The 18,300-nt window shown below is 56.0% G+C and carries 14 protein-coding genes; 3 read left to right on the top strand and 11 right to left on the bottom strand.

Features of this window, described 5'->3' with window-relative positions:
- Positions 1 to 461 precede the first annotated feature (461 nt).
- The gene (locus HCH_RS11375) at positions 462 to 1,532 is read left to right on the top strand and encodes a 3-deoxy-7-phosphoheptulonate synthase (RefSeq protein ID WP_011396383.1); all 1,071 of its coding nucleotides are present in this window, start codon (positions 462 to 464) and stop codon (positions 1,530 to 1,532) included.
- Between the two features lie 97 nt (positions 1,533 to 1,629).
- Here HCH_RS11375 and HCH_RS11370 read toward each other — a convergent pair whose 3' ends face one another.
- Positions 1,630 to 2,493 (bottom strand): universal stress protein, encoded by an 864-nt coding sequence (locus HCH_RS11370; RefSeq protein ID WP_011396382.1) that lies wholly within the window; start codon positions 2,491 to 2,493, stop codon positions 1,630 to 1,632.
- Entirely contained in the window at positions 2,493 to 3,986 is a 1,494-nt protein-coding gene (locus tag HCH_RS11365; protein ID WP_041598583.1) for a SulP family inorganic anion transporter, read from the bottom strand. The genes HCH_RS11370 and HCH_RS11365 overlap by 1 nt, the downstream gene beginning before the upstream one ends.
- Positions 3,987 to 4,301: 315 nt before the next feature.
- On the opposite strand from HCH_RS11365, the gene HCH_RS11360 reads away from it, so the two are divergent.
- A complete protein-coding gene (locus HCH_RS11360) occupies positions 4,302 to 6,077 on the top strand; it encodes an ABC transporter substrate-binding protein (RefSeq protein ID WP_011396380.1) in 1,776 nt (591 codons plus the stop codon).
- A 147-nt stretch (positions 6,078 to 6,224) separates the two neighbouring features.
- A complete protein-coding gene (locus tag HCH_RS11355) occupies positions 6,225 to 6,419 on the top strand; it encodes a DUF6316 family protein (RefSeq protein WP_011396379.1) in 195 nt (64 codons plus the stop codon).
- Positions 6,420 to 6,776: 357 nt separating this feature from the next.
- Here the strand turns inward: HCH_RS11355 and yegD are convergent, their stop codons facing one another.
- The 9 genes from yegD to HCH_RS11310 form a co-directional block, all read right to left on the bottom strand.
- Complete coding sequence (gene yegD / locus HCH_RS11350; protein WP_011396378.1) at positions 6,777 to 8,156, bottom strand: molecular chaperone; 1,380 nt, start codon at positions 8,154 to 8,156, stop codon at positions 6,777 to 6,779.
- 208 nt (positions 8,157 to 8,364) lie between these two features.
- Positions 8,365 to 8,718, bottom strand: coding sequence for a hypothetical protein (locus HCH_RS11345; protein ID WP_011396377.1), 354 nt, complete (start codon positions 8,716 to 8,718; stop codon positions 8,365 to 8,367).
- Between the two features lie 38 nt (positions 8,719 to 8,756).
- Positions 8,757 to 9,095, bottom strand: a complete 339-nt coding sequence (locus HCH_RS11340; protein WP_041598582.1) for a hypothetical protein — start codon at positions 9,093 to 9,095, stop codon at positions 8,757 to 8,759.
- A 51-nt stretch (positions 9,096 to 9,146) separates the two neighbouring features.
- Positions 9,147 to 10,163: an NAD-dependent epimerase/dehydratase family protein gene (locus tag HCH_RS11335; protein WP_158304951.1), complete on the bottom strand. Its 1,017-nt coding sequence runs from the start codon at positions 10,161 to 10,163 to the stop codon at positions 9,147 to 9,149.
- Positions 10,164 to 10,188: 25 nt separating this feature from the next.
- Entirely contained in the window at positions 10,189 to 11,235 is a 1,047-nt protein-coding gene (locus HCH_RS11330) for an MBL fold metallo-hydrolase (RefSeq protein WP_011396374.1), read from the bottom strand.
- A gap of 71 nt (positions 11,236 to 11,306) precedes the next feature.
- Complete coding sequence (locus tag HCH_RS11325; protein ID WP_011396373.1) at positions 11,307 to 12,074, bottom strand: SAM-dependent methyltransferase; 768 nt, start codon at positions 12,072 to 12,074, stop codon at positions 11,307 to 11,309.
- 136 nt (positions 12,075 to 12,210) lie between these two features.
- Positions 12,211 to 15,510, bottom strand: coding sequence for a benzoate-CoA ligase family protein (locus HCH_RS11320; RefSeq protein ID WP_011396372.1), 3,300 nt, complete (start codon positions 15,508 to 15,510; stop codon positions 12,211 to 12,213).
- A 31-nt stretch (positions 15,511 to 15,541) separates the two neighbouring features.
- Positions 15,542 to 17,062 (bottom strand): NAD(P)/FAD-dependent oxidoreductase, encoded by a 1,521-nt coding sequence (locus HCH_RS11315; RefSeq protein WP_041598581.1) that lies wholly within the window; start codon positions 17,060 to 17,062, stop codon positions 15,542 to 15,544.
- A 49-nt stretch (positions 17,063 to 17,111) separates the two neighbouring features.
- Positions 17,112 to 18,299 (bottom strand): 1,2-phenylacetyl-CoA epoxidase subunit PaaC, encoded by a 1,188-nt coding sequence (locus tag HCH_RS11310; RefSeq protein ID WP_011396370.1) that lies wholly within the window; start codon positions 18,297 to 18,299, stop codon positions 17,112 to 17,114.
- Position 18,300 lies beyond the last annotated feature (1 nt).

The following is an 18,300-nucleotide window of genomic DNA, read 5'->3' as shown; positions in this document are numbered from 1 at the left end:
AAGGAGGACTCAATGTATAACCTTTGCGAAGATCGCCGCCACAGAGAGCGTCGCAACCAACCGGGATCGAACGCGCCCAGGATCAAGAACCTTGAGCGTCGCAGCACTGACCGGCGCAGGGACAGACGTCCATTGGACGAATTTCCCTATCTGCCCCAGTGTTGCCTATAGTCGGCTAACGCCGACCCTACCGGAGACGGAAAATTCCGTCTCCGGGTTCCTATTGCCGTTAAACCGCCCGCAAACTCCCACTGTGCGCTGAATTTCCTCGATTAATCTATAGGCTAACGCCGGCAAGCTTGCTATCCTTCTTGTCCTGCCTGAGCCCGGCTGCGCCGCGGGGTTCGCCGGCGGGATCAAATCAAACCAGCGCCATCGGGGACCTGACGAACTCTTTTCCCATAAGCGAAGTTCGCCTGACGCCTGGAGTGCTGACACGGGAAATCAAGTAGGGATCAAGCATGTCCTTAAATCAGATTGAAAACGTAAATGTAAACAGTCAGGAGATTCTCATTACTCCTGACCAGCTTAAGAGCGACATCCCTCTATCCGAACAAGCGGGTCAAACCGTTATTGAGGGTCGTGAAACCATCCGCAATATTCTTGATCGCAAGGATCACCGCCTGTTTGTAGTGGTCGGGCCCTGCTCGATTCACGACGTGGCCGCCGCAAAAGAGTACGCGCAGAAACTTAAAACGTTATCGGAAGAATTAAAGGACACTCTCTATCTGGTCATGCGCGTGTATTTCGAAAAACCGCGCACCACTATCGGTTGGAAAGGGTTGATCAACGATCCCAACATCGATGACTCCTTCGAAATCGAAAAAGGCCTGCATATCGGCCGGCAATTGCTGGTGGAATTGGCGGAAATGGGCCTGCCCACCGCAACGGAAGCGTTGGACCCGATTTCTCCGCAATATCTGCAGGACACCATCTCCTGGTCCGCCATCGGCGCCAGAACCACCGAGTCCCAGACTCACCGAGAAATGAGCAGCGGTCTGTCCATGCCCATCGGCTTTAAAAACGGCACCGACGGCAGCCTCACTGTCGCAGTCAACGCCATGAGTTCCGTATCGCACCCGCATTCCTTCCTGGGCATCAACCGGGAAGGTCAGGTCGCGATCATCCGCACCAAAGGCAACGCTTACGGTCATGTCGTATTACGTGGCGGCGGCGGCAAGCCGAACTACGACTCGGTCAGCGTCGCGCTGTGTGAGAAGGAACTGCAGAAGGCCAAACTGCGTGAAGCCATTATGGTGGATTGCAGCCACGCCAACTCCAGCAAGGATGCGTCTCTGCAGCCGCTGGTCATGCAGGACATCACTCATCAGATCATGGAAGGCAACAAGTCCATCGTGGGCGTGATGGTGGAGAGCAATATCAACTTCGGCAATCAGCCAATCCCCGCCAATCTGGCGGATCTGCAATATGGCGTCTCCATCACCGACGCCTGTATCGACTGGGCCACCACAGAAAAAGCCCTGCGCGACATGCACGACAAGCTGAAAGACGTTTTACCAAAGCGTATCTAGGCGGCGGGTCAGAAAGTTCGCGTCCGCCGCACAGGCGGACGCTTTCCCTTTTTTTAAGTAACCCTGTTTAAAACATCCCTGCTTTTTTGAAGCATCCCTAGCGCAGCAATAACAACGGCTTTTGCGTCATTGTCAGCATTTTTGCAGTGAAGCTGCCGAGCAGCAACTCACGCAGACGGGTGTGGCTGTATGCGCCCATGACAGTCAGATCGATATCATGCTGACGCTGGTAATCACATAGTTCCTGCTCCACCGCGCCGGTCAGTTTGGCCGCGACAACATCAACGCCAGCGTTCCGCAAACGTTGCACCGCCTGCTCCAGCACTTGCTCATTGGCTTTGCCGTCGCGGCTGACGTGCACGACATGGCAACGCAGGTCTCTGTATAGCGGGCTTTCCGCCACCATATTCAACGCTTTACCGGCGGCCTCGCTGCCGTCATAGGCCAGCATGATGCGCTGAGGCGCGCTGAATTCGCCATTCACCACCAACACAGGACGATGCAGAGAGCGAATGATGGTTTCCAGGTGCGCGCCGACGCGTCCCGCCTGGTTCTCATGCTCTTCGCCGCGAATGCCCATCACCAGCACCCGGATATCGTCCTCCAGCTCGATCAAGGCCTCCGTGAGACCACCATGGCGCTGGTTGACGACCGGGTTGCTTACGCCGGCGGCGATCACTCTTTCTTTCGCCGCCTCCAGCATCAATTTGCCTTCCTGCAGCAGGATTTTGCTGCGGCGCTGCTCCAGGTCGGTCAGTTCCGCCAGCAACTTCTCTCTGCTGCCCAAACCGATGCTGCCGGTCAGATCCGACACGGCGGGCGCTTCCCGGTGTTCAATGTTGTGCAGCAGTTTGAGGGGCGCGCCGACACGTTGCGCAATCCAGGCGGCGTAATCGCAGACTGCGCGGCTGAAATTCGAACCGTCGATACAGGCCAGCACCGTCTTATTATTGTTCTCCATTAATGACCTCCCATGATTTTCTCGATCTCTTCGGGTTTGTCGTGCACGCCAAAGCGGTCAACAATTGTCTCGCTGGCCTCGTTCAGGCCGATCAACTCGACATCCGCCCCTTCCCTGCGGAACTTTATCACCACCTTGTCCAGCGCCGAAACCGCAGAGATATCCCAGAAGTGCGCGCGATGCAGGTCGATCACCACTTTGTCCACCGCTTCCTTGAAATCAAAGTTAGCAACGAACTTATCGGAAGAGTTAAAAAACACCTGCCCCACCACCCGGTAGGTGCGCTGAGCGCCGTCTTCACTCAAGGCGGATTCTACATACATGAAATGGCTGACTTTATTGGCGAAGAACAAAGCGGCCAACAACACGCCGACAAAAACGCCATACGCGAGGTTATGCGTCGCAATGACCACCGCAACGGTGGAGATCATCACGATATTAGTGGAGAGCGGATGCTTCTTCAGATTAATGATGGAATCCCAGCTGAAAGTACCAATGGACACCATGATCATGACCGCCACCAACGCCGCCATGGGGATGCGCGACAACCAAGGCCCCAGGAAGGCGATCATCACCAGCAACAACAAGCCCGCCGCGAAAGTGGATAGCCTGCCGCGACCGCCGGACTTCACGTTGATCACCGACTGGCCGATCATGGCGCAGCCCGCCATACCGCCAAACAGACCCGCGCCGATGTTGGCGATGCCCTGCCCCTTGCACTCACGGTTTTTGTCGCTTTGCGTATCGGTCAGATCATCAACAATCGTCGCCGTCATTAAAGATTCCAACAAACCAACCACCGCCAAAGCGGCGGAATACGGGAAAATGATCGCCAGCGTCTCAAAGTTCAACGGCACATCAGGAAACAGAAAAATCGGCAGCGTATCCGGTAGTTTGCCCATATCGCCCACCGTGCGAATATCCAGGTCCAGCAGCACCGCCACCGCGGTCATGGAAAGAATGCACACCAGCGGCGACGGCAGGGCCTTGCCTATAACCGGCACATAAGGGAACAGATAAATGATAGCCAGCCCAGTTGCGGTCATGGCGTAAACGTGCCATGTGACGTTGGTCAGTTCCGGCAATTGCGCCATAAAGATAAGTATCGCCAGCGCGTTGACGAATCCCGTAACGACCGAGCGGGAGACAAAACTCATCAACTGGCCGAGTTTCAAGTAGCCAGCCAGTATCTGCAGCACGCCCGTCAACAAAGTGGCCGCGAACAGGTATTGCAAGCCATGGCCTTTCACCAGGTCAACCATCAGCAACGCCATAGCGCCGGTGGCGGCGGAGATCATACCGGGTCTGCCGCCGACGATAGCGATAATCATGGCGATACAGAAAGAAGCGTACAGTCCCACTTTGGGATCAACCCCGGCGATGATGGAAAACGCAATCGCCTCGGGAATCAGCGCCAGCGCAACCACCAGCCCGGCCAACAGGTCGGCGCGCACATTTCCCAGCCAGTCATGTTTTTTTGAGAGTAACAGCATATTTGTTCCAAGAACGATCAGAAGCGGAGCGGCCTTCACCCGTCGGCGAGACCTGTAAAAAAGGGCGTTGGATTATACACGCTGCGCACAAAAACACCATTTTTCTAAATTTTTCGTTTTGGAAAATTCAATTTCCACACTCACTTAGGCTATATCAATACGAATAATTACAAATAAATCCTCATCAGCCATTTAAATTTGAGCATTTTGTGTATAAATTTTATCCACTGCGATTCGTTTCGTATTTCGAAATGAGTCGCCAATCTTTCCTTTCGCAAATAAAAACGAACAAATACGAAGACAGGTTGAGTAGTTATGATCACAATAAAAAACACTTTCAGCGTCTCTATCCTTTCCCTCACTCTCACCGCGGGACTCTATGCCGCGGACGCCGCCGCCGGGCCTTACGCCGACAGGCTCGCCCCGCAAAAACGCGCGCAAGTGGAGAAATGGGTGGACAGCGAGTTCAAAGACTCCTCCATCAGCCGCGATCAGCAAATAGAAGAACTGGCCTGGTTTATTCATACCGCTGAGCCTTATCAGGGCCTTGAACTGAATGTCCTGTCGGAGACCATTAAAACCCACGAATATGAATCCCAAGTGTTGGCCAGGGCGTTCACTGAGCTGACAGGGGTTAAAATTCATCATGAACTGCAACCGGAAGGCACGGTCATTGATCGCCTCTGGGTGCAGTTTATCGGCGACCAGCATCGCTATGACGCCTTCATCAGCGACTCCGACCTGATCGGCAATCATTCCCGCTCTGGACGCATTCTGGCTCTGAGCGACTTCATGCAGGGGGAAGGCAAAGACGTCACCCTGCCGACCCTGGATATCAACGACTTTATCGGCATCAGCTTCGTGACCGGGTTGGACGGAAAAATCTATCAACTCCCCGATCAGCAGTTCGCCAACCTGTATTGGTTTCGTTATGACTGGTTCCAGCGCCCGGATCTGAAGAAAAAATTCAAAGAGATATACGGTTACGAGCTTGGCGTACCGATTAACTGGTCCGCCTATGAGGACATCGCCGATTTCTTCACCAACAAGGTCAAAAATCTCGACGGCAAACGGGTATACGGCCACATGGATTACGGCAAACGCGATCCGTCTCTGGGCTGGCGTTTCACCGACGCCTGGTTTTCCATGGCGGGCGCTGGCGACCCCGGTCTGCCCAACGGCAAACCCGTGGACGAATGGGGCATTCGCATCGAGGGCTGCCATCCGGTCGGCTCCAGCATGGATCGCGGCGGCGCCACCAACAGCCCTGCGGCGGTGTACTCGCTGGAGAAATATATCGACTGGTTAAAAAAATATGCGCCGCCGGAAGCCATCAAAATGGATTTCACCGAAGCGGGCTCCGTACCCGCGCAGGGCCACATCGCCCAGCAGATATTCTGGTACACCGCCTTCACCTCGGACATGACCAAACCCGGTCTGCCGGTGGTGAACAGCGACGGCACGCCCAAATGGCGTATGGCGCCCTCACCTCGCGGCGCTTATTGGCAGGAAGGCATGAAACTGGGCTATCAGGACGCCGGTTCCTGGACCATTCCTAAGAACATGAGCCCAACCCGTCAAAAGGCGGTCTGGCTCTATGCGCAGTTCACGGTCGCCAAAACCGTTTCACTCAAGAAAACCCTGGTGGGGCTGACGCCGATTCGTGAGTCAGACCTGAAGTCCGCCGCCATGCAAAAAGCCGCGCCCAAGCTTGGCGGACTGGTGGAGTTCTATCTCAGCCCCGCCCGCAAAGCCTGGACGCCCACCGGCGTCAATGTGCCGGATTACCCCAAGCTGTCGCGCTACTGGTGGCCGACGCTGGCGGACGCCATCACCGGCAAGAAAACGCCACAACAGGCCCTGGACAGTCTGGCGGAAAGACAGGATCGGGCTATGGCGGTGATTCAGAGAAATATGGAGCTACAGTCCTGCGCCCCCAAAATCGCAGACGCCAGCGAAGTCAAAGGCGCGGAGTACTGGCTGCGTCAACCTGGCGCGCCCAAGCCCAAGCTGTCCAATGAAAAACCCAAAGGCGTCACCGCGTCCTACGATGAGCTATTGAAAGCCTGGAAGAGCGGTCGCGTACGGTAAAGGTTCTGAATAATATCCCTGTTAAATTTATGGGTATTCGCTGAAAGTCTTAGAAGGGCGAGCCATTTCGCCCTTCTGTAACAAAGTGTAATTGTGTATAATTTTTCGCCTTTTCAGGTTCTAACAGCAGTTTCTTATGGAGTAGACATGAACCAAATGACCCGCAACGACGACGCCGTCCAGCGTCCCAGCTATGATCGCTCAGACCGCTTCTATATCGAAAACGGCGAGTGGTTTTACCTGACCCGAGAACAAATTCCCATCGGGCCTTATGCCTCGCAGCAAGAAGCGGAGGACGGACTCAACGCTTATATCGACTACATGCAGGTAGAAGCGGAATAGAATAAAGGGAATGCAAGGATGACGAACTATCACAGGAAGATAGCCCAAAATGAGCCAGGCGCCCGCCAATCTTAGCAGCGCGACTCTAAGTAAAAAGCGGGTGTTTGGAAATTTCTCCCCCGTAAATTGAACATTGTTGAAATAACTTACTTATCCGATTTAAGACTGCGCGGCGCGCAAAACCTTTCCTTAGCTCCTCCGCCTACTCCGTAATAGCTGATTAACCTTTATCTATTCCGTTTATTGCACAAAGCGAGCAACCAAAACCCAAACAATCCTAACGTTAGTTTCTTGATCACTCGCCCCATTGTTATTTCCTTACTTTGCGACCATTGCCAGTACGTTTATCCGTTCCTGTTATCGGTATATTTTAGCGGCCCATTGGGTCAGGCCCGCCGCGACGCTGCCGAAAAAGTCGCCGTCCACCACGGGAATGTCGCCCAGTTCCTGCTCAAGCGCGGCGCGAATCACAGGGGATTTGCCACTGCCGCCGGTGAGGTATACCAGGTCCGGGCGACACTGCGCCAGTTTCAGCGCCTCGCGCACAATGTCGATAATCCGGTTGAGCGGATTTTGAATCGCTTCGCCCAGCATCGCGCGGTCCAAAGGCTGGCTGAGGCCTTTTTCGATGTAGTCGAGATTCACCTCATGGGCGTCGGCGTCTGACAGTTCAATCTTGGCCTGCTCTCCGCTGCGCACCAACTGATAGCTCTTGCGGCCTTCCTGCAGCAGCAACAGACGGCTCAATAGATCCGGGCGCCTGGCGTCGCGGCATAGCTGTGCGATGTCATCGCGGGTCTGCCGTGCGCTGAATTCCGCCTGGGTGCGCACATTGTTGATTTCGATGGCGTTCCAGAATGGTTGCGTGGGCATGGTAAGCCCGGATTTCTTATCGGTTCCAAGACCAAACAACGGCATCAGGCCTTTGTACGTCAGATAGATATCCAGGTCATTACCGCCGGTGCGCTGACCACAGTGCGCCAGAAAGTCATCGCTACGATTGTCGTTATTGCGATGCGACGGCCCCATTCTCACCATGGAGCAGTCGGTGGTGCCGCCGCCGATATCGACGACCAGCAGCACTTGATCCTGCTGCATGCGACTTTCGAAGTTAACGCCTGCAGCCAGCGGCTCATACATAAACTCAAAGTCTTTGAATCCCGCCCGCTGCGCCGCCGAGGTCATGATCTCCATGGCCTGCGGGTTCGCCGCGTCGCTATCCGCACCTTGATAATTAACCGGGCGTCCTATGACCGCCTGCGGCAACTCTGCGCCGGCGCTGACTTCCGCCTGGGACTTGGCCCATATCATCATGGCGGTGACTACGTCTTCAATGAAGTCAAGTTGCGGTCGACTCAGACCGCCGGAGCCAAGAAACGATTTGGGAGACTTGATATAAAAGCCTTCATCCGGCGCTTCGATATGCAGATCCACCGCCTGCCGACCGACGCACAGCACTTGCTCATCAGAGCCGATGCTCAGCTCCCGTCGAGCGCGTTGCGCCTGCCCGGCTGCATTGGGCCGGGAGGCGAGGTAGGATTCACGAACGTCCGGATCGGCGATGCGTCCGGCTACATATTCACATACCAGACTGCGATCCAGAGCGTAAAGGTTGGAGGGCAGCAACACTGAGTCCTGATCCAGGCCCAGCAACTTCACCTCCGTTGACGCCTCTTCTCCGCGACGAATTACGCCCAGCGCGCAATTGGAGGTCCCATAATCAAAACCGGCGAACATAACTGGCCCCTTTTTGGAAAAAAGCCGGCGATTATAACGATGCGGATCGGGGTGTTCTAGTTTAAATGCAGACACAGCAAAACGCGCACACCTGAACAGCATGCGCCCGTTTCGCGTTACTCAGTAAGGGCTTGTGCGCTTACTCTCTTTTTAGGCGGCTTCTGGACGGTTTTGAGAACGTCACGTTTTTACCGTCTCAGCTTTTGCATCACTCTGCTTTCACCGTGACGAGTTCTTCCTCCAGGTCAGCCAGAAATTCAGAGGAAAGACCCGTGGTGATAGTCGTGTTGCTGGCCTGAGCGAGCGTGACGGATTCTTCAATATCCGAGCCGATTTCACTTTCCAGACCGTAATCGCCGGAACCCCATTTCACGCACTTCCACAGCTCCATGGGCGCCATATAGTCTTCCCGCAAATGTTCTTTGAAAAGCTCAATGGCTTCCATCATCTCTCTGGCAGGCACGGCGCTGACGCCGACCATGTAATCGGAGCCGTCCATATTGATGGACGAACGGGGGCTAAGTGAGGATTTGTGATAAATCAACCAGATGTCTTTATTCATAATGAATCCTTTCCGTCTTTTTTATTTTAAGCATGGTGTTACGCAATAAAGTCACGCGCCCTAAAAGGCGTTGAGTTCGTTAAGTATTCATCCAGCGCGTCGATGGTTTGGAATCCCATCGTTGTCGACTCCTTTTCTTCCCCCGTGAGGGTCGCCCTGAATTCCCCATCATAGTGAAGCACTGCCTGCATACGCTCGCCACTGGAAACAATAGTAGAGCCCGCTTGGCCGCCGCCCTTTAGTTTCGCTTCCAGCGCGCACAAGTTGCGTTGATGGCGTTCCGCAGCATTGCGAACGCTGATCTCGCGGGGCAGATCCAGAACACTATAGACCAGCCATAAGACAGAATTGTTGATGAAGGACAAAAGAGATTCCATTATGCGATCCATTTCCCAAAACACTCATATCGCGCCAGTTTAAGCAAACGCTCAGGTCTCCAGCAAATTATGCATGGGCGCCAGGGTTTTCTGGCGGCATATTTCTTCAATTTGTTCGTCAATGGAGCGGCGCCAGTCGATCTGCGGCTGATACCCCAACACAGCCGTGGCGCGACTGTTGTCAGCCCCGGTTTCCTCCAGCAAGTGAATCAGGCTGCGGGTAACCAAGGGGTCAAAGGGCATTAACGGATCAATCAGTTCCATCAGTTCGCCCACACCATAGGCAACCGGGAACGGGACGCTGTAGCAGGGCTTGGGGATATGGTGACGGTCGGAGATATATTCGATCACCTCGCGCACGCTGGGCGGACCGGAGCCCAGAATATTGAAGGCGGCGTAGTCTTCGCCCGGCGTCCACTGCGCAGCCAGGGAAAACGCCTGTCCGATATCGCGGCCGTCGATCAGGGGCAGACTGGTTTTGCCGCCGCGAATCCAGGGGATCAACCGAGTTTTCAGCCGTGGCAGTAATATCGGCAGAAAACCTACGCGATAACGCCGCCCCACATAGATGCCCATGCGCAGATTAATCACCTTGAACCAACTGCAGGCGTAGCCGCGCAGGATATTTTCGATGCGCACCAGGTTACAAAGATGGGGCCAATAAGGAGGTTCAACGCCTGGACTATAGGGGTCGGCGGAACGCTCCGGCGCAGCGGCGGAAGCAGTACTGGTATTGATGAAAACTTTCACGCCCGCCTGCCGCGCGGCCTCGATCAATCCCAGCGTCGGCTGAAAATACAGACGTTGCGAGCTTTCGCAGTGGCCATACAAAGACGTCCAGGCGGCGGCATGGATCACTACGTCCACGCCTCGGCACACGTCTTTGATGTAATTGGCGTCGCGCAGATCGCCTTCCCGCACTTCACAGTAAACTTCCGCGGGCAATGCGCTCGGGTGACGGCAGGCGGCGATGGGCCGGATACCCGCCACTTTGCTCAACGCCTCCAGAATATGACTGCCGGCGAATCCTGTGGCGCCGGTCACCAGGACATTTCTGACGTTAATCACCTCGCCGCTCCTCTCCGTCATGATCTTACACTGAAGACGCGCAGGCAGTTTCCTCCCTCTGCTGGTCCGCTTGGGAGACGGATTTGAAAGACCAGGTTTTTTCGCCATCGCGATGCATCAGCCCAATGCTTTCAAGGTAACGCAAATGCGCGGCGGTTTCTCCCAGCGCAAACATATACTGGTGAGGCGGTAGTTCTGTGTTGAACAGCATTCCCACTGCTTCATAAACGGTGGTCGGTTCGCCGCAGCCGCCCAGAAGTTTCTGCAACTGCCGGTGATGGTGCATTTTGATCTCGGCGATGCGCTCGTGGTAGTTCTCGGAGGGCAGCCCATGGGCGGGAAAATATCTGGTGCAATCAATCGCCAGGAAATCCTCCAGCGACAACAGATAGTTTTCAAGTGGATTAGACAGACCACCCACGATAATGCCGATATTCGGGGTGATTTTCGGCAAAACGTGATCGCCGGTGATCATTTCGCGACTGGCCTCATTCCACAGGCACAGATGCTCCGGAGAATGGCCGCTGCCGCTGACCACACGCCAGTCGCCGCTGGCGGCGCTGACGATATCGCCGGTGCGCAGGAACTTCACCTGCAAAGGCAGTTCCTTCACCAGACGCTGATAATTGCCGCGGTTTTCGATCAGTTGCTCGAAGCGTTCCCCGTCTACGCCAAACGCCCGGTAGTGCGCCGCGTAGCGGGGAATCGCGCTTTCCGCAGGAGAGAACCACAGCCGCTGCGCCATCAGCCAGTCCCCTTCGGAAATATAGGCGTCAGCCTTGAAACGCCGTTGCAGCCATGCCGCCTGACCAATATGATCCGGATGCAGATGGGTGATCAGGATCTTCTTGATCGGCTTCTGCTGAAAGATGCTATCCGCCAACGCTTCCCATGTCTCACGCACTGCGCGATGATTCAGGCCGGTGTCGACCAGAATCCACCCGTCCTGATCGTCGATCAGATACAGGTTGATATGATCCAGGCGAAACGGCAGCGGCATTTTCAGCAGGAAAACGCCCTGCCCCACCTGAACCGGACTTCCGAAAGGAATGTCCTTCTGTATGTTATCCATATCTTATTCCTCGTGCGTTAACCGCGATCCATGGGAAGAGCCGGCGAAGCGCCCGGCATGCCTGGCGTCACTCACTCTTTGCGCAGTTCAATACCGTAGATATCGAAGCCAATGCCTGCGGTCATTTTGGAAGGCGGCCAGTTCACCCACTCCCACAATGGCATGGGGCGACGGGTGACTTTCCAGGGCGCCAGCAGCTCGCAGAATTTGTCCACGTTGCGAATATGCATGGGCGCGTTGACCTTCTTGAAGAAGGTGCGGATGAACTTGGCCCGCAGGTCGCTCTCCGACCCGGTGATGCCGGTGGTGCTGATCTTCAGCACGGAGCCCGGCGCGCACCAGTCGTACAGGTATTGGAAGGTGCTTTTGATCTCCGCGTCGTCCACGAACATCAACACGGCGTTGGAGCCGAAGGCCACTTTTCTGGAGTCGTCGAAGAAGCCGTCCACCAGGCCTTTTTCCAACAGACCCGGCAATGCGCCGACGCTGGAGGTTTCATAGCGCGCGCTGGCGCCGACGGGCAGCTTTCTGCGCGCATGCTCGACGATATCCGGGTTGTGATCGACATACATGATATTGGCTTCGGTCGCCCACTCATGACCTCTTGGAATGGGTCCGGCGCCGATATCCAGAATATTGTTGAAGCCTTCCTGCTGGTAGCCCTCGTACATCTGCCGGACGAACGCGCGGTTGATGCGCATCTTCTCCGGGAACGGGGTGATGAATCCCATCAGGCCTGTAATGATGGAGTCTTTCCAATCGTGGTAGTCACCCTCATCCAAAGCCGCGCTGTAAAGTGTGGCTGTGTTTGAATAGTACTTTGGGTTACTGAAGCTCATTCTACTTCTCTCCGTAAGAGTATGGTTTAGAGCCCCCCACCTCCTCCGCCCGCAGGCGGAATCAGTTTCTTGGGGGAAGTTTTTTATTAGTTCGCCGCGCCGAAACCATTCCGGCGCAGACGTTTAGAGTGCGGCGCTACTGCGCCATGTTCAGCTCCCGTTCCGGAGCGCTTTCTCTCACCGGTCTGGCCCAGATGACTTCCTGAGCCATATCCCGCAGGATCGCCTTGGCGATTTTGCCGGTGGCGGTGCGAGGCAGTTCGTCCAGCGCCTCCACGCAATGAGGGGTTTTGTATTTAGGTAGACGTTCACGCAGAAAGCGGTGGGTATCCGTCTCCACCCGCTGTTTGTCCTCGAAACTTTCCGCTTCTCTGGCGACTACGTAGGCTTTCGATTTCAACAGCCCGTCGTTGCCCTGGAACACCACCACGGAGGACTCCGCCACCGCCGCCAGCTCGCCCAGCACCGCCTCGATCTCCAACGTGGAGACCCACAGACCGGAGGATTTGTAGGTGTCGCCATGTCTGCCGACAAAGACATATTCGCCTTTGTCGTTGGCGAAGTAGCGATCGCCAGTCAACAATGAACCGTCGTAGAACGTTTCCGCCGTCTTGGCCGGATTGTTCCAATAGCCCTGCGCCAAGGTGGGCCCCTTCACCCGCAGCTCGCCAATGGCGTTTTCCGTCAGGACTTTGCCGCTCTCATCGCACACGCACAGTTCATAGCCAGGAACGGCGCGGCCGTAATAGCTCTCCCTGGCGGAGGAATGGTTGGAGACGCAGAAGATATGCAAGGCCTCGGTGCTGCCGATGCCGTCCAGCACTTCCACATTGGTGGCGGCGCACCACTGCTGCGCCAGCTTGATCGGCAGCGCTTCGCCGGCGCTGACGCACAAGCGTACGGAGCGGAAGTTGTCTTCTGTCGCGCCGCCGCCTTCCAGAATTCCCCGATACACGGCGGGCACCGCGAAGAAGACCGTCGGCTTGAGTTGTCCCAGAATATCCCGGATCACTTCCGGCGCCGCCTTGGTGCTGCACAGCAGCGCAGTGGCGCCGAAGTACAAGGGGAAGTACAGCGAATTGCCCAGTCCGTAGGCGAAGAACAGCTTGGAGGAAGAGAAAATACGGTCGCGATCGTTGATCTTCAGGGTTTTGCGCGCAAAATTCTCCGCGCTGAAGCCCATGCTCACCTGGCGATGAATCGCGCCTTTGGGTTTGCCAGTGCTGCCGGAGGTGTAGAGAATGAACCCGATGGTTTCATCGCTCACCGGCAGGATGTCCTCCACCGGCTCCATGCGCGCGGTGGGAATATCTTCATAGCTGACCACTTCCACATGGGTCTGTTCGTTGATCTGCTCCACGGAATACCGAGCCACCAGCTCCGCCTCGGTGATCAGCAGCTTGGCCCCGGAGTCCTCCAGATAATGGGTCAGCTCCTGCTCTTTCGAGAAGGTGTTGAGCGGGATCGCGATGGCGCCGATTTGCTGCGTCGCCAGGAACATCGCCAGATATTCAGGACGATCGTTCAGCAGCAGCGCCACGCGGTCGCCCTCGTCGATGCGGCTGGCTTTCAGGAAACCGGCGTATCGACTGGTCAGGCTCCACAGTTCGTCGTAAGTGTATGAAACGTCCAATGTCTCCACCGCCGCTTTGCCGCCCAGTCCGGTTTCAACATGCTTTTTCAACAGAAAGTAAGCCGCGTTTTTTGTGGCCGCGCTGCTTATCAAAGATTTGTCGTCCATCGCTAATCGCCCTCTGTCTATCATTGCGGAGAGTTGTTCGGCGCTGACCAGCTCTGCGCGTACTTCATCGGATTCTGAGTCATAGCGGGTCAGCGTCCGTTGTGAGCTCAGGGCGGGATTCTCATCCCCGAAATCGTCCCGGAAGAAACAGCCGCGGCTTTCCTGCCGGGCCAGGGAAGAGCGCATAATGGCTTCACCCACCAGCAGATAGGCCACCACGTCATCCAGTTCCCGTTGTTGCGCGGTCAGCGCGCGGCGTTGTTGGCGAATCCAGTCGGCGAAGGCTTCCGCGCCGGCCACATCCACACCGCTTTCCTGATAGCGCTGCAATCCCTGCTGCAATTCCGCCACTAGCTTCTTGTCGTAGGCGGACGCCTTGTCATCCAGCTCGAACGGCGTGGACAGCAAGTGTCCCTGACGCTTGAGCAGATCGATCTTTTCTGAAATTACTTTGGCGGCGCAGAGATACAGCGCCCACGGCAACCCGCCCACCCGATGGGCGCCGTAGTCATGCATGGCTTCACCGCACACGAACACGTTCTTCAGGTTGGTTTTGAATTTGTGGTGCGCCACGCCGCCCATGGAGAAATAGGAGATCTGGCGAATGCGGCTGCGATCCACCGGATAGATATCCGCAACCAGCGCTTTGATCTCGTTGAACGTCTCGAAGTTATACTCCCGTTCATGCCGATTCACCGCTTCAAGAATCTCCCGCAGAGCGTCTTGATTGGCTTCCGGGCAGCGCTCCACCAGACCGGCGATCAAGGCTTCTTTGTCGGCGCAGATATCTTCGATGTCGTCGGAGCCGACTACGGCGATGCGTTTGACGCAGCGGTGCAGTTCGCGATAGCGGAAGTCCACGTAATATTTGAGATCACCGCCTTTACGCCAGGTCATAAACGCCTGGAAGTGATTGCTGGTGCCGCGTCCGTAGAACAGCTCCTGCTCCAGCCAGTCCACGTGCTCGCCGTTCTCGTCATAGATTTCCGCGCCGGGCAGTTCTTCTGTGGGGGTCAGCGTACCCAGATCCGGTTGCCCGTAGCCGTGTTTGAACACAAACTCCAGATTGCTCAGCCAGCCGCCGGCGGCGAGATGGCGACCATGCACGGACCCGTATGTGCCGGTCTTCACCGAGCCATGGAACAGACCGGAATAGCCGCCGGAGGCCAGCACCACCGCGCCGGCGTATACCGCGCCGACCTGATCGCCGCTTTGATACTGTACGCCATGGCAACGCCTGGCGTCGGCGACGATGCGGGTCACCCAGGCGTTATCTAAAACGACGCCGCCCAGATAACGGATCTCCTGCAGCAATCGCGTCAGCAGATGACGACCGGAACCGGATTTCAGCGCCACGCCCAATTGGATGTTTTTGAGCGCGTCGAACTCCAGCAGCGCGTCCAGTTCCGACGCCAGGTGATTTCTGGTGATGGCGCCGACATCGGAGTGCTCTTGTCCGCGCCCCAGGTCGGTCAACCATTCCAGATAATCCCCGCGCGTCAACGGAGAGGTGTTGATGGCGCCCACCGACAAGGCGGAAGCGCCCAGCTTGCCGCCCCGATCGCTATCGCTGTAGAAGGCGATGGCGGTGGGGATGCCCTTGCGCAACAGCTTCAACGCCGTCCAGCACCCCGCGATGCCTCCGCCCACTACGACGACATCAACGCTTATAGGATCAAGATTACTCGCAACCATATTGTCCTCTCCGTGGTCATTTCTCAGTTGATCAGGCCAGTTCCGCGAAGTATCGGGATGACTTGTCCAACCGGCGGTGTACGCCGCCGTAAATGGGGTTGCCGTAATCCCGGTAGTTGTAGTCTTTCATTTCGTAGCGCACGAAATCGCGCAGGTAATCGAGCTGCTCCTGGGTCGCCTCTTCGCGTCCGTGCAGGTCTTTCACCATGGTGTAGAACTCTTCGAACTTGGCGACGAAGTTGTCGTCGCCGACGTTGAGCAGCAGGTACTTGAGATCGTGCGGACGTTTGATGCCGCCGCGGTGCACGAAGCTCTCCGCGCCCATGAAGCAGAAGAAGCAGTAGTACTTGAACACCTCGAAATGACGCATGCTCTTGTAGATGCCGTCCACCATGCGGCAGACGTACTTCCACTCCTTGAACAGCGCGGTTTCGTAGTTCTCCAGATATTGACGGGAAAAGTCGTCGTCCTTGAGCATTTTGGTATGCAGCATGTCTACGATGCGATGCGCGCAAAGTAAGGTAAAGCCGAGTCCGGTGCTAAACCAACCATCACCTCCCACCGCCGAACCCGGCAACATGGCCCAACGATCGCCGACCGCTTGTTTAGTGCGAAACTGAATGCGTTTGGTCTTGATAAACGGCATCAGGGTTTCGCGTCCCTTCAACATCTTTTCGACAATCGGATAACGTCCGATGATCTCCCAGAATTCTTCTTCCCCGGTTTTGCCATTGATTGGATAAGTGTCGATATCCAGGTTCAACCCCACGCTGGTGACGCCGTTATCAAACGGGATAAACCAGATCCAGCCGCCGTCGAAGCAGTGGTGCTGAGTGCCGCGAATACGCGGAACCGGAGTGCGTCCGATAAAGGCGTCATCGCACTCCAGGCTGCTTTCGAAATCGCCGACATCCTTGAAGTGGGTGAAAATGCTGCGGCTGTTCAGCGGCGTATCCAGCTCTTCCTGCGGCACAATCAGGTCGTAACGCTGGGAAATCAGCGAACGATGGCCGGTGCCGTCGATGATGAACCGGGTTTTGATTTCGCTGGCGCTTCCGTCTGGACGGGAGCACTTGATCACTGCGCCGTCGTCATTGAATTCAATGTCTTCGACCGTGGTTTCCTCGAAATAATCCGCGCCATAGCTGATCGCCACATCCACCAGATATTTGTCGCTCTCCGCACGGTACAACTGAGTGTCCACTTCCGGCGTCTGCACGATGATTTCCGGCACAATCCCATTGCTCAGTGTGGCGGAGGACAATCCAGGTTCATGCCAGAAATAGTGGAACAGCTCCTTGGGTCCGCAGGTGATCGGCATGTGCGCGCTCATGATGGTGTCGTAACTGGCCAGGTTAACGAACTCGGGAATGTCGTATTTCTGCCCCAGATGACGAATCGTCTTGCTCATAATGGGCGTGGTCGATTCGCCCAGCGCAAAGCGCGGGTGCTTGCCCTTCTCTATCAGCGCCACGGTGTGGCCCAGTTTCGCCAGCATGATGGCGCTGGCGGCGCCTCCAAATCCTGATCCGATGATTGCAACGTCGTACATAACTTTATCCATCCGTATTAATGTGCCCGTTTCTGTCCAAGGTCCCCGTCTAGGCCGCCGTCATGGACGGCAAGGCCTGACGAATCCTGTCCGTGTAGCTTTTGAAGTACTCCGTGCTACACAGTTTCTCCGGCAGCACACGGGTCAGGTAATTGATGTATTCAAAGGGGCTGATGCGATTGCCATCCACGTCGAAAGTGGACTCATGTATCCCCTCGCCGCTGCGGAAGCGCAGGAAGCGAGTGGACGGCAGCCGCAGAATGGCGGTTTCTTTCGCCATCAGTCGCACCTGCTCCTTGCTCAGTTCAGGATGCCGACGCTGCAGGATGGCCGCGTTGAGAGAATTGAGCAGCCACTCGATTTCTTTGATATAGCCGCCGATCGCCTCTTTGTTGGACATGGTTTTGAAGCTGAATTCGAGGTTGGACTCGCCGCCCTCTTCGCTGCCGAACATCTCCAAAGCGCGGGGATACCAGAGGTTGATCTTTTTCTGGATGTCCTCCAGGGTCCATGGGCCTTCGCCCACCGCCGCCATTTCGCAGATTTCCTTCAACACTTCCCAACCGGTCTTCAGGTGGAACGCTTCTTCTTTCAGCATGGGACGCATGCTGGCGGCCATCGGCGCGTAGGCGAACTCTTCCTGCATGGTGAGCTGGAAGCGTCCCACCCGATCGATAAAGCAGGCGAAAGTGACGTTATCCAGCGAGTCCGTAAACGGAATGTTGAAGGCGTCCAACACGTGGGAGCCGGTGTTCATGGACAACAGCTCGTCCAGGGTGTTTTCCGCAATGCGGCTGGACCCGGTGGCGGACCAGCTGGGGTCGTGGGACAGCACCCAGAACATCTGGTAAGCGTGACGGAATTCTTCCGCCATGATGCGCAGCACGCTGAACTTCGCCTTATCCGTGTAGCAGGTGTTCACCGTGTCCATGTGCTGCTGGATAGAACCCAGCTCAGTGCTGCACTGGGCCTTGATGATGCGCAGCGCCTGATACAGCATGGAGCCTTTCATCTCCCGGGCGGTGGCGTACTTCTTCACGCCCTGATACTTGCCCTGGTTAATGAGGTCCGCTTTCACTTCGGAGAGCTTGGCGGTCAAACGCCAGGCCGGATCATTGGGAAAATAGACATCCCAGTACTTCTCCAGCAGACCGATGTCCGGGAAGTTCTTGCGCTGCCATTCGATCAACGCGTCGTGATACTTCTTATCAATGGTGTATTCGTTAATGGCGGCCATT

The organism is Hahella chejuensis KCTC 2396 (assembly GCF_000012985.1).
GTDB classification, from domain to species: Bacteria; Pseudomonadota; Gammaproteobacteria; order Pseudomonadales; family Oleiphilaceae; genus Hahella; species Hahella chejuensis.
This window is presented reverse-complemented; position numbering and strand designations above follow the sequence as displayed.